Origin of the sequence: Streptococcus sp. WM07, assembly GCF_004570525.1 — a bacterium.
In the GTDB taxonomy this organism is placed as follows: domain Bacteria; phylum Bacillota; class Bacilli; order Lactobacillales; family Streptococcaceae; genus Streptococcus.
Window position 1 is genome coordinate 1 of the sequence record NZ_SPPZ01000005.1, and the last position, 12,789, is coordinate 12,789.

The 12,789-nt window shown below is 43.1% G+C and carries 14 protein-coding genes; all 14 read right to left on the reverse strand.

Translation table 11 applies throughout. From position 1 onward, the window contains the following. Positions 1–193: 193 nt before the first annotated feature. Entirely contained in the window at positions 194–343 is a 150-nt protein-coding gene (locus tag E4T71_RS09740; RefSeq protein WP_167758453.1) for a hypothetical protein, read from the reverse strand. Between the two features lie 4 nt (positions 344–347). After that, positions 348–1,877: a heme transporter CcmD gene (locus E4T71_RS01430; RefSeq protein WP_135035769.1), complete on the reverse strand. Its 1,530-nt coding sequence runs from the start codon at positions 1,875–1,877 to the stop codon at positions 348–350. Positions 1,878–1,965: 88 nt separating this feature from the next. After that, positions 1,966–3,471, reverse strand: coding sequence for a cardiolipin synthase (gene cls / locus E4T71_RS01435; RefSeq protein WP_135035872.1), 1,506 nt, complete (start codon positions 3,469–3,471; stop codon positions 1,966–1,968). A gap of 36 nt (positions 3,472–3,507) precedes the next feature. Beyond that, entirely contained in the window at positions 3,508–3,894 is a 387-nt protein-coding gene (locus E4T71_RS01440; RefSeq protein ID WP_135035772.1) for a hypothetical protein, read from the reverse strand. 65 nt (positions 3,895–3,959) lie between these two features. Next, positions 3,960–5,174 carry a folylpolyglutamate synthase/dihydrofolate synthase family protein gene (locus E4T71_RS01445; RefSeq protein WP_135035775.1) on the reverse strand — a complete coding sequence of 405 codons (1,215 nt, stop codon included), beginning with the start codon at positions 5,172–5,174 and terminating at the stop codon, positions 3,960–3,962. Between the two features lie 251 nt (positions 5,175–5,425). Beyond that, positions 5,426–5,728: a DUF1292 domain-containing protein gene (locus tag E4T71_RS01450; protein WP_135035778.1), complete on the reverse strand. Its 303-nt coding sequence runs from the start codon at positions 5,726–5,728 to the stop codon at positions 5,426–5,428. Between the two features lie 9 nt (positions 5,729–5,737). Next, positions 5,738–6,157 carry a Holliday junction resolvase RuvX gene (ruvX, locus tag E4T71_RS01455; protein ID WP_135035781.1) on the reverse strand — a complete coding sequence of 140 codons (420 nt, stop codon included), beginning with the start codon at positions 6,155–6,157 and terminating at the stop codon, positions 5,738–5,740. After that, positions 6,154–6,423, reverse strand: coding sequence for an IreB family regulatory phosphoprotein (locus E4T71_RS01460; protein ID WP_135035784.1), 270 nt, complete (start codon positions 6,421–6,423; stop codon positions 6,154–6,156). The genes ruvX and E4T71_RS01460 overlap by 4 nt, the downstream gene beginning before the upstream one ends. Before the next feature lie 69 nt (positions 6,424–6,492). Then, positions 6,493–7,071 carry an SP0191 family lipoprotein gene (locus E4T71_RS01465; RefSeq protein ID WP_135035787.1) on the reverse strand — a complete coding sequence of 193 codons (579 nt, stop codon included), beginning with the start codon at positions 7,069–7,071 and terminating at the stop codon, positions 6,493–6,495. A gap of 88 nt (positions 7,072–7,159) precedes the next feature. After that, positions 7,160–7,558 carry a transcriptional regulator Spx gene (gene spx, locus E4T71_RS01470; RefSeq protein WP_135035791.1) on the reverse strand — a complete coding sequence of 133 codons (399 nt, stop codon included), beginning with the start codon at positions 7,556–7,558 and terminating at the stop codon, positions 7,160–7,162. A gap of 228 nt (positions 7,559–7,786) precedes the next feature. Continuing rightward, on the reverse strand, positions 7,787–8,962 hold the full coding sequence (gene recA, locus E4T71_RS01475; protein ID WP_135035794.1) for a recombinase RecA: 1,176 nt from the start codon (positions 8,960–8,962) through the stop codon (positions 7,787–7,789). A gap of 52 nt (positions 8,963–9,014) precedes the next feature. Beyond that, on the reverse strand, positions 9,015–10,253 hold the full coding sequence (locus tag E4T71_RS01480; RefSeq protein ID WP_135035797.1) for a competence/damage-inducible protein A: 1,239 nt from the start codon (positions 10,251–10,253) through the stop codon (positions 9,015–9,017). Positions 10,254–10,264: 11 nt separating this feature from the next. Then, positions 10,265–10,849 (reverse strand): Holliday junction branch migration protein RuvA, encoded by a 585-nt coding sequence (gene ruvA / locus E4T71_RS01485; protein WP_135035800.1) that lies wholly within the window; start codon positions 10,847–10,849, stop codon positions 10,265–10,267. Between the two features lie 14 nt (positions 10,850–10,863). Beyond that, entirely contained in the window at positions 10,864–12,762 is a 1,899-nt protein-coding gene (gene mutL, locus E4T71_RS01490) for a DNA mismatch repair endonuclease MutL (protein ID WP_135035803.1), read from the reverse strand. Positions 12,763–12,789 lie beyond the last annotated feature (27 nt).

Below are 12,789 nucleotides of genomic sequence, written 5' to 3' on the forward strand. Positions count from 1 at the left end.
GATTTTCCTATGGTGTTGTGCATTCTTTTTATCTTTCAGAGCTTGCTTCAATTCGTTAATTTGATATTCATTTAGTTCGACTTTCATACTTTATAGTATACAGCTATTTTTGTTTTTTGTTAAGTATAAGACCGAAAAAAGAGCCCTTACGGACTCTACTTATAGTGGAAACATAGAAATTTAAGAAAATATTCTAAGGCATTTTCTGTGATTCTTGAATTTTTTTCATTTTTTCCAAAAGATTTGTCTTACTATTTTTCAACGCACCTTGTTTACGAGCGTTTTTCTCATGGAAGCGTCGTACCTGGGCTTTCCCCTTATCATCTAGTTGATATTTTCCCATAATCTTACTTTCTTTCATAAAGCTTGAGAGTTTGAAGTTCTGTCTCCAACTCCGTGTAAGTCGTTGCCAATTCCTTCTCCACATCTTCTAGGAGAGGTTGATTAGAATTCACTACCATATAACGCGGACGAACACTTTCTAAATCATTCGCCAAACGTAGTTGATTTTCTGGTAAATATAAGTAATAGGCTGGACTGAGAAGAGCTGATGCTGACCATTTACCAGAGGCTTGGTACCAGTTAGCTCGACTATCCCAAGCATAAATAATATCCGATCTGTTGGATTCTTGTTGTAAATAGGCTAACACATTTTGACGCTCTGCATTCAGTGCTCTCTCCCCAATCACTCTTACTCCTAAAGGAAGAAAAACCAAAACAGCCCCTAACAGTAACGGTAGGTAAAACAGATTGGTCACATATCTCCGGAAAAGAGAAGTCTCCTTCCGCATCTTCTGATGTCGACCATATTGAACACCACTCTGTATGCGATCAAAAATGAATACCTGTAGCAACCAGAAGTAAGGAATACCTGGCAATAATTGATGAAAAGCAAATTCCCCCTGGGTGCTCGCAACAAGCCAGATCCCCAAACTTCCCAAGATTCCCAAGGGTAAGAAGAAAAGACCTTTCTCCGTACGAGGGGCTTGACTTAACCCAATCAATCCCATAGGTAAACCGAGGCCTAGCACTACAAGGAAATAAAAGAGAGCCGGCTGTAATTGACTAAGCCCCTCAAACCGCAAGCTCTGCCACATATAAGAAGTCTGATTCAAGGCCTGGCCAAAGGTCCCATTCCAGACAGTGATGTAACCTAATGGATAAAATACAAGCGAAAAACCGATTAAAGCGGCTAATAATTGTGACAGACCTCTAGCAGATTTTTTAGCTCGAAGATTACGATAGAAAAGATAGAGGAAATTAACCCCGTAAAAGAAGAGACCCGTAAAAGGATCAATCATTACCACTACAGCAGCAAGTGCTCCATATTTAAAGAATCCCTTGTTTGCTTCTTCGTCCTGGCTCAAATCTAATAACAAATTACATGCAAGTAACAAAAAAGGAAGCGTAAAGAGAAGAGGATAGAGACCTCCAAACCCTAAAATGAGGATTAAAAAATAAAAGAAATGGGTCGATGCTCCAGCTACCTCTGCCTTGCCTGATAAGCGATGAGCCAAGGCAAAGGCCTTACGCCCACTCACATACAAAACAAGAAACTGGAGACCAATCAAAAGAATAGTTCCCTGGTAAGAGGAACCCAACCAGATCAATCCATAAAATAAAATCCCAGCTGTACCATAAAAGTCCGCATAAGGCAGTTGCCCCTGCTGCAAGGCCCAAGCCGCATAAAGGATCTGTTCCTGTAGATTCGTTGCAACATTTATAAGAAAGGGATTCGCCACACTGAAAAAGGCCAGCAAAAAACTCCAAATCAAGGGGCTGACAAAGGGAAGGTGAATATCTTCCTTCAAATCATCGTGTGAGATTCGATGTTTGGACCGACGTTCCCAACGAGATTTCGCATGTTGTTCCATCATAGCACACTCCTTTTTTCATTCCTTTCTAGTATACCAAAAAAGAAGGGCACTCGGAACTTCCAATCAAAATTCCTTGCCCATCTTTTCACTAGAGGAGTGGCGCAAAAATCTGGACCACTTCCTTAATCAAGCGCTGATACCAAACCGGTTTAAAGGTCTGATCCGTCACTTCAATAGATTGGTCAAAAATGGATTGAAAATCCTTGCCCATGTCTTCTAAACTATTCGTTTTATACATGAGCACAGCATTTTCATAGTGATGGACTAGACTACGGTAATCAAAATTGATGGTTCCTACCACACCCAAGTGATCATCAACCAAAACATTTTTCGAATGCACAAAGCCCGGTTCATATTCAAAAATACGAACGCCGGCACTCAATAAATCAAGATAGGCTCCACGAGTGACCAGCTGAATCACCTTTTTATCAGGGATATAAGGGGTCACGATACGAACATCCACTCCTCTTAAAGCTGCATTTTTGATATCCTCGGTCAAGTCATAATCCATGATCAGATAAGGGGTCGTGATATAAACATAATCTTGAGCCTGTGTAATTAAATTCTGATAAACCTTTTTCCCAACAGGATCTCTATACATAGGCTTTGGCCCAGAACCATAGGGAATGTAATAACCTTGCCCTTCTTTTTTTTCTTCCAAAAAGTGGTAACGATCAATCGCTTCCAACTGACCTTGGTTGATATACCAGTTAATCAAAAAGAGCCGAACAAGAGCCTGTACAGCTTGCCCTTCTAAACGAATACCACCGTCTTTCCAATGTCCAAAGCGTAAGCGTTGGTTAATGTACTCATCAGCTAAATTCACACCGCCAGTATACCCAACTTCTCCATCTATAACCAAAATTTTACGATGGTCGCGGTTATTATAAACAACGGTCATTCGTGGAACTACTTTGTTGAAGCGATGGGCTTCAATGCCCATCGCTCGTAATTGCCGAACATAATCTCCTGGCAGGGTAGCCATACAACCGATATCATCGTAAAGAAATTTAACCTCTACCCCTTGAGCTGCCTTACATTTAAGGATTTCCAATATTTGGTCCCACATCAAACCGGGCTCAACAATGTAATATTCCAAAAAGATGAATTTCTGGGCAGCTTCTAAGTCCTGTAAAAGCGAGTGGAAATACTCTTCCCCTAAAGCAAAATACTCTGATTGAGTTCCCGTATAGATAGCAGCATTCGTATCCGTTTTAAGCAGGGCTTGCATAATGCCAGCAACAGATTGATTGTCTTCCCGAATCTCCTCCAGCTTGGACTGAGAGGAAGGAACGAAAAAATCATATTTGCCAATAGCCTCCAACTGTTGGATTTCTTTTTTGGAGAGCCGTCTTTCACCAAACATAATGTAAAGTAAAGGGCCTAAGACGGGTATCATGGCCACCAATAGCCAAGTCACCTTACTATCCGGTGCCATATTTCGATTAAAGATTGAAATAACGGTGGCAAGCGTGATCAATACAATAAATCCTAACCAAACATAGGGAAACATGCTGCCAAAATAAAAGAAGGCAGTAAAAACCAGAGTTAATTCTGCCAACATAATTGCAATACTAAAGCCATATTTCCACATGATTAATCGTAATTTACGCACAGTTTTCCCTCTTACTTATCCAGTTCGTTTAAAAACCTTCTCAGGCTCCAACTCTCCGTCATAATCGTATTCAGTATCTGTAATATATAATTGGTGATTCTCCACACGATAGAGCATATATTCCTCGTCAACCATCATACCTTCCGAATCAATAATTTCCACATGTTGAACAATTTTATTGCCATTCATATCATCTGAGATTAAGGTCCCTTGCCCATCTTTCATGGTCAAGTGATAATTTTCTTCCTCAGCTGATGACATATAAGTACCATCTAAATTCTCTGGAATCGCTAAAACTGTTTCTTCTTCTACAGGTTGCTCTTGCTTCGATTTTGTCGAGCAGGCTGTCAATCCTAGGGCAAGAAGTAAAACCATCCCTATGGTCAGCCATTTCTTGGACATTTTGCTACTCCTAAACTACTTTTTCCCATCTAGTATACACCATTTTTATCAAAATGTTAGGTTTTTTACTCACTTATCCAACCTTTTCGCACCTGACCGACAAAATGTAATGAACCTGTAATGAAAATCGGACGTTTTTTCTCATTTCGAATAAAAGAGACCAAATCCCTGTCCAGACGCTCTAACCCCAAGGATGTTCCATCCTCTAATCCACCCTCAAACGGCACTAGATAAAATTCGGCTTGTGGCAAGTGTTCCCGTAAATAGACCAGCATATCTGTATAATTTTTTCTCGGTAAAAAACCTAAAAGAAAAATCGGCGCTTCCCACACATGGCTCTCAACAAACTGGAGTAAACGCTCCATGGCAGGTACATTATGAGCCCCATCCAAATAAACCCCTGCCTCAAGTTCTTCCAGGCGACCAGGCCAGTTCACGCGCCCCAGCGAAACCCGCATCTGAGCCTGGTCAAGCTCTAATCCCTTGATATCAGCCCAACAAAATACTGCCATCAAGGCTAAAGCTGCATTTTCCTGTTGGAAGGCTCCCAAAAGACCCAGTTGCAACCCCTCCAAACAAATATCACCCGCCAAAAAAAACTGATCCTGCCAGACAAAATCTCGACCATACTGATAAATAGGATTCCCATACAGACTGGCCTCCTCCTCAAAAATAGGAAGTAAACTTGCGGACACAGGCCCCAAAAGTAGACGTTGGGTACGATTGATAATACCAGCTTTCTCCCTAGCAATAGCTTCCAGGCTATTCCCCAAAACCTCTTGATGATCCAAACCAATTGAGGTGATCAGTGCCAAATCGCTTTCCACTAGATTGGTAACATCCTGACGTCCACCAATCCCCACCTCCAGCAGTGCAACATCCACCGCTTCTCTGGAAAAATACATAAAAGCCACACAAGTCCACAGTTCAAAATAGGATAAGGGGCCGGCATCCATTTGAGCCTCTACCGTCTGAATTTGCTGCACAATTTCCCATAAACTCGCCAAGGGAATCAAAGTTCCATTTAGACGAACCCGCTCCCGCATATCCTCTAAATGAGGGGACGTAAAAGCTCCAACTTTCAATCCTTGATCTTGAAGCAACTGACTCAAAAACGCCTGAGTCGAGCCCTTGCCATTCGTTCCTCCAATTTGAATACTGGCAAAATCCCGCTCAGGATGCCCCAGTAAGTCCAGTGCTTGTAAAAATCGCTCCTGTCCTTTGGGGAAATTTAAACCGATACGGCTCTCAAACCACGCTTCTAATTCCTTCTGATTCATTGTTCCTCCACTATCCTAAACCGAATAAAAAAAGAAAAAGCCCCGGCACATACCATCAGTACCCGCCTTGACTTCCTCCTTATTTAACTATTTTCTAACGACAACTCTGAAAGCTAACAGCCCATTTCAATTCGGGCAGGAGCCACTGGACCTAGCTGAGTCTCTATTTCTCGTCAGCTGCTAAAAAGGTCCACTGGACCTAGCCGAGTCTCTATTTCTCGTCAGCTGCTAAAAAGGTCCACTGGACCTTTTTACTCCTCTGTCATGAAACTGTTAAAGACTTCTTCAATCATGTCCCATTCTGCGTTTGAGTCTTCTGGGATTGGTTGGAGATCGCCTTCTGTACCGTCTTCATTTTCAGTGTATGAATAGGCTTGGATTTCGATTTGACCTTCTTCATCTTCTTCTGCACCGACAGGCATTAATAGAACATAGTTCTTTCCAAATTCTTCGCGTCCGTCAATGGTCAAGATAATCTCAAACAAGCTCTCATTCCCAGCATCATCTACCAGGGTAATAACATCGCGTTCGTGTTCTTCATGTGAATGTGACATGGTTTCCTCCTAAAAATGGCGGTCTAAGTAATTTTGCAAAATCAATTGAGCCGCTAATTTATCAATAACTTTCTTACGTTTGGAACGACTGACATCCGCCTGCTCAATCAACATACGTTCTGCCGCAACAGTTGTTAAACGTTCATCCTGATAGGCGACAGGCTTGCCAAACTCCGACTCTAATTTTGCCCCGTAAGCTTGACTCGCTTCAACGCGAGGTCCGCTCGTATTATTCATATTTTTGGGTAGACCAATCACAAATTGGTCTACTTTATATTCTTGGACAAGTTGAGAGAGGCGTTCAAAACCAAACTCACCTTTTTCTTCATCAATGGGAATGATCTCTAATCCCTGAGCGGTAAAGCCCAAGGGATCTGAGATAGCGACTCCAACCGTTTTGGAGCCTACATCAAGGCCCATAATTCTCATTCGAAATCGACTCCTTGTCCTTTCAAGTAATAGCGGACCAGTTCTTCAACAATCTCGTCGCGTTCGTATTTACGGATTTGATTGCGAGCATCATTGTAACGGGGCACATAAGCTGGGTCCCCGCTTAGAACATACCCAACGATTTGGTTGATGGGATTGTAGCCTTTTTCGCTTAGGGACGTGTAAACATGGGTCAAAGTCTCGCTGATTTCCTTTTTATTCGAATCATCAAGATTAAAACGGACTGTTTCATCTGTAAAACTCACTATTACACCTTCTTTCTCATCTAGTATTTCCTCATTATATCATACTCAAAGAGGGAACACAATCAAAGCTTAGGGAGCGTCGGTTACAACAGCTCCATTGGATTGGCGAATTTCCAAGAATTTACTTGGTTTCACCTCACTCATCTCAATAATCCCACTTCCTTGGAAATATGTGTTGTTTCGAATTCCTTCCAAGTCTAAATCTTGGAAATTATAAGTTGATAAATTCTTCAAGCGTTGATCTTCAAGAATCTCTATAGTACTGGTAAATCCTCGGACAGCTGTAGCCGATTTATATTTCTCATCTTCTTCCAAACTTGTTTTCAGACGATTGTTGGTTTCTTCTACCCCAACTTCTTCGACAGACTGTTTTAGTTCATCGGTTAGTGGACTAATAACTTCGACTTCAAAGGTTAGATACTGATCTCCTTGGTAAGTTAAGGTTTGGACTGTCGTAGTGCCATCCTCAGCTGTTGGGAATTCCAAACGTTTTTTCTGAACAGCATTCTCATCAACTTTCTCAGTTAGAATGGGAAGGGTCGACGTAATTTTCACCGTTTCCTCTCCGGGCTTACTGGCTTTTTTAGCTTGGCCACACCCAGCTAGCACCAACAAACTAGCCGTAGCTGTTATTAAAAGTTTTTTCATGATTTGAGTCTCCTCTCAGCCTCTATTTTATCATACTGTCTTTCTACTGACAAAAAAGCTGGTGCGAAACAGCACCAGCTTTTGGGAATTAAAGAGCCGCACGCAAACGGGCTTCTGCATTCTCCACATTACGAACCGATCGTGGAAGAAAAGCTCGGATATCATCCTCTTTGTAGCCTACTTGAAGACGTTTGTTATCTAGCATAATGGGACTCTTCAAAATCCGTGGATTCTCCAAAATAATATCTACGACTTCGCTAAGTGGTAGCTCGTCTAAATCAATCCCTAGGCTCTTGGCATAGCGATTTTTAGAAGAGACAATGCTAGCAATACCGTTATCGGTCTTAGCGAGAATTGCCATAAGCTCTTCCCTTGTGATACCATCTTTTCCAATATTGTTTTCTTTATAGCTTAGTTGATGTTGAGTTAACCAGGTTTTTGCTTTTTTACAGCTTGTGCAACTTGAAACTGTGTAAATTTTGATCATACAAAATCCTCCTTTCGCTACACTACTGTTAGTTTAACGAATTTTGGGCAATAGGCCATCGGTCCCTAGACCGACTTTTCACACTCATAACTGTCAAAATCTGACTTTATCAATCCCCTAGCAGGAATTTTAGTTCTAAAAGCAGCATATTCAACGGTGCCCCAAGCCTTTCAGACCAGTCCTGTTTGAAATTTTACGTGTATTCTGATTTTCCAATTAGATAGACATTTATTCTTCGATTTCAATCGCTTCTAAATCTAAAGGTAAATCTTGAGCCATATCCGCAGCCTCTTCTAAAACCTTCTCATCTATCTCTGGTTGTGAGGAATTGTCTACAACCTCTCCTTCTGGCAATTCTGCTACTGGTAGGCCAAAGTGTTGACGGACCTTGCGATCAACTTCTTCAAAAATAGCTGGATTTTCCTTAAGAAACTTCTTAGCATTCTCAGAACCCTGACCAATCTTATCATCTCCATAAGAATACCAAGCTCCCGATTTTTTAATAATATCCAAATCACTGGCAATCTTAACCAGCTCACCAGCTGCAGAAATCCCCTCTCCATAGATGATTTCAACAACAGCCTCTTTAAATGGTGGTGCAATCTTGTTCTTTACAACCTTAATCTTGGTTTCCTTACCAATGTTCTCATCCTTCTGGTCGCCAGTCCCCTTAATTTGGGAATTTCCACGAACATCTAAACGAACAGAGGCATAAAATTTAAGGGCACGACCACCCGGTGTAGTTTCAGGACTTCCAAACATAACCCCGACCTTTTCCCGAAGCTGGTTGATAAAGATAGCCACCGTCTTGGTTTTATTGATGGAAGATCCCAATTTTCGCATAGCCTGACTCATCATCCGAGCCTGCAAACCAACGTGATTGTCACCAATATCCCCATCGATTTCAGCTCGTGGAACCAAGGCTGCAACCGAATCGATAACCACTAAGTCAATCGCACCAGAATCAATCAATTTTCCAGCAATCTCTAATCCTTGCTCCCCAGAGTCTGGTTGAGAGAGTAGAAGCTCATCAATATTGACTCCAAGTGCTTGGGCATAGGCCGGATCCAAAGCATGCTCAGCATCAATAAAGGCTGCAATCCCCCCTTCTTTCTGAGCTTGGGCTACCGCATGCAGAGCTACTGTTGTTTTACCAGAACTCTCCGGTCCATAAATCTCGATAATCCGGCCTTTAGGGTAACCACCAGCTCCCAAAGCAATGTCCAAAGCCAAGCTTCCTGAACTCATGACCTGAACCTTCTGATCCATCCGTTCTCCCAGACGCATAATGGATCCCTTACCGAAATCCTTTTCGATGACTTTCATCGCGTCTTCAAGGGCTTTTTTCCGTTCATCACCAAATTTTTTGGTGATTTCAGGTAATTTTTTTTGTTTTTTTGCCATTTTTTCTCCTTATTTCAAGCACAAGACACTTCCTCCATTATAGCAAAATCTCTTACTTGATTAAAGTTTCCCGTATTAAATTAAAAGCTTCTAAAACTGCAAGCTGGCGGATGGTGTTGCGGTCTCGCCCCCCTAAATAAAGACGATGGCTATTGGTCCCTGTAGGGCCAGCCAGACCTAGCCAAACTGTCCCTACTTCTTGTCCTTCCAGCTGGTCTGGACCCGCAACCCCAGTCAGGCTAATGGCTAAATCTGCTCCCGTACGGGCGCGGGCACCTTCAGCCATCCTTTCAGCAGTCCAGGCTGAAACAACACCAGCCACCTGTAATTCTTCTTGAGGGATTCCCAACATCTGGCTTTTTTGCTCTAGACTGTAGGTCACAAAACCACCCGGAAAGACCGCAGAAGCCCCCGGTAATTGTGCTAACTCGGCTTGCAACAAACCGGCCGTCAAACTTTCCGCTGCTGTCAAGGTCAGGCGATTTTCCTTCAACAAATCAAGGACTGTCCGAGCTAGACTTTGATCATCTCCATAAGCATAGAGATAGTCTTTCAAATTTCCCTCTTGAAGAATCGCTTGTTCTAAACGGTCTAAAAGTTCTCCTCCTGCTTCTGGAGTAGCAGCTTGAGCAGTCAACCGTAAGGTCACTTCTCCTACCTTAGCATAGGGAGCCAGAGTCGGATTTGTCTGATTGGCGATTAAATCTACAAGATGGGTCACCAATTGACTTTCACCAATCCCAAAGAAACGGAGAACTCTCGAATAAAGGGCTTGTTCCTGTTTCAACAGAGGGGCTACCTGTTCCAAGAACATGGGCTTGAGTTCGCTCGGTGGACCAGGTAGGACTACATATGTAACACCCTGGTCCTCAATCAAACTCCCTACAGCCAAACCTGTTCGGTTGGGCAGGGCACGCGCTCCTTCAATCATATCAGCCTGGCGATCATTGTTAGCTGTCCGGATTCGCTTAGGATTGCTAGCAAAGAAGGCATCTAGCTTGGCCATAGCTGCTGGATCAGGTCTTAACTCCCGTTCCAAAAAAGCAGCCAAGGTTTGTTTGGTTAAATCATCCTCTGTTGGCCCCAAACCTCCAGAAAGAATCACCCAATCCGCCCGCTTTTGTGCAATAGTCAACACCTCTGTCAAGCGTTCCACATTATCCCCTACAACCGTATGGTAGTAGACTCCAATTCCCAAACCTGCTAATTCTTGAGAAAGAAATTGGGCATTGGTATTGGCAATTTGCCCCATTAAAAGCTCCGTCCCTACTGCAATGATCTCTGCCTTCATGACCGTCTCCTTTATTTCACCAACATTTTCAAAGCTGATTTCATATAATTTTCAGCCGTATCCGTAGTTCCATCAAAGAATTTACGAATTTTTTTCAATTCCGCAGCCTTATATCCCAAGGCTTGCAAGGCTTCCATAGCCTCGTCCAAAGCTTGATTAGCAGCAGCTACTGTAGTTTTGAGTGGCTGAGACTCACTCGCTTGCAACTTGCCTTCTAAATCCAAAATCATCTGTTGGGCTGTCTTTTTTCCAATTTTAGGGAATTTAGTTAAATAGGTGCTATTTTTTTCGCTAATGGCCTGAACAAGACCTTCATGATCATCAGCCGCAATAATAGCTAGGGCTGAAGTAGGTCCAATCCCCGAAACCGAAATCAGGTGTAAAAAGAGTTCCTTCTCCGCCTCATCTCGAAAACCATACAAGGTATGGGCGTCTTCTCGAACCGCTTGGTAGAGATAGAGGGTCAACTCTTGGTTGACCTGCCCGCTATAGGCATACGGATTTGCCACATGGATTAAATAACCAATCCCCGAAACCTCTAAAACAAGAGCATTGGTGCGAATCTTGGTCAGCTGACCTTTCATATATTCAAACATGATTTTCTTACTTTCTATTCGTATTTCCCAAATTCTCGGAGACTCTTGTGATTCTCCTGAATACGTCGAAACATCTTCTCCATATCTCTATTCGTAAAATGCACTAAAACAGGTCGTCCATGAGGACAATTATAAGGATTTTGGCAAAGACTCAATTGGTAGAGGAGATGACGAGCAGACTGCTCATCCAAGGCATGATTGGCCTTAATCGACCGTTTGCAACTCATCATAATGGCCAATTCAGCTCGATACTTATGGATTGAGACCTCCTTGGTCAGTAGCAGCATATCACACATCTCGTAAACACCCGCTTCAATCTCCTCTTCCTTAAACCAAATAGGATGTTCCCGCAAGATGAACTGATTGTTCCCATAATCAGACAAGTGAATACCAACCTCCCTTAAAATAGGCAGTTGCTCTTTCACACGAAGGGCATCCCCTGCTGAAAATTCGAAGATATAGGGTACCAATAATTGTTGCTGATCCCCCGAAACTTCACCAATGGATTGACGGTACTCCTCATATTTGACTCTTTCCTGAGCTGCATGCTGGTCCACGATATAAAGCCCCTCTTTCCCCTGAGCAAAAAGATAGGTTCCGTGCATTTGCCCAAAGTACTCTAGTTGGGGGAAGGTTGCGGTTTCCTCACCATCTAGCTTGCCGTAAGCTTTTTCCAGACTTGCCAAATCCAACTCAGGGTGGTCCAAATCACCGTAATCTGCATCTTGTCGTTGAGCAAAGTGAACCGAACTAGTCGCAACAGACTCTTCTACTACTGCAAGAGGAGCGGAGGAGTCAGGTTCCTCTTTGGGGCTCGGTTGGAAATAGACCGGATTCTCTTCCAAAACTAGGCTGGTTTGTACCGGCTTATCGACTTTCTGAACAGCGGATTTGGCTAAATTTTCCAAAGCATCGGGAATCAGATCCTGCTCTTTTAGGGCCTCTTGAATAGCCTGGCGAATCAGGTCCATGACCTCTTTTTCTTTTGACAAACGCAATTCTTGCTTAGTTGGATGGACGTTCACATCCGCTAGAAAAGGATCCAATTCAATGTCTAAAACAACTAAGGGGAAGCGGCCAATCATAAGCTTACTGCCATAACCTTCGAGAATCGCCCGATTGAGCAAGAAATTTTTGATATAGCGGCCATTGACAAGCAGGGTAATATAGGAACGATTGGCACGGGTTAATTCTGGCAAACTCACATAACCATGAACGGAAATATCTAGGTCATGGGCCTCCACTTCGACCATCTTACGTGCAGTTGTTAAGCCATAAATGGCTGCTAACACCTGACGTAGATCGCCCTGACCACTGGTTTGGAGGAGCTGCTTATCCTCATGAATCAGGGTAAACGAGATCCTTGGATGGGCCAGACTGAGACGATTGACCACATCCACAACATGGGAAAGCTCCGACTGGGGACTACGCATATATTTGAGGCGAGCTGGAGTGTTATAAAAAAGATCAGCCACTCGGACAGTTGTTCCTTGAGCACGACTGATGGTCTCCTCTTCCAAAATTTCACCTGCCTGTGTCACCAATCTCTGGCCTTTCTTAGCTCCAGCTTCCAAACTTTCCAGGGTTAGACGACTGACGGATGCGATGGAAGGGAGAGCTTCCCCTCGAAAACCCAAGGTCCGAATTCGAAACAGATCAGCCTGACGTTTAATTTTGCTGGTTGCATGACGCTTCAGGGCTAGTGCTAACTCTCCAAAGGCAATCCCACGACCATCATCTCGGATTTCAATTAGTTTAAGCCCAGCTTCCTGCAAACGAATTTCAATCGACTGGCTGCCTGCATCAATGGCGTTTTCTAAGAGTTCCTTAACCACACTACTGGGACGTTCAACTACTTCTCCAGCAGCAATTTGGTTGGCTAGGACCTCTGGTAATTCAAGAATTTCTGTCACAACAAATCCTCTTTCTAAATAGCAAGA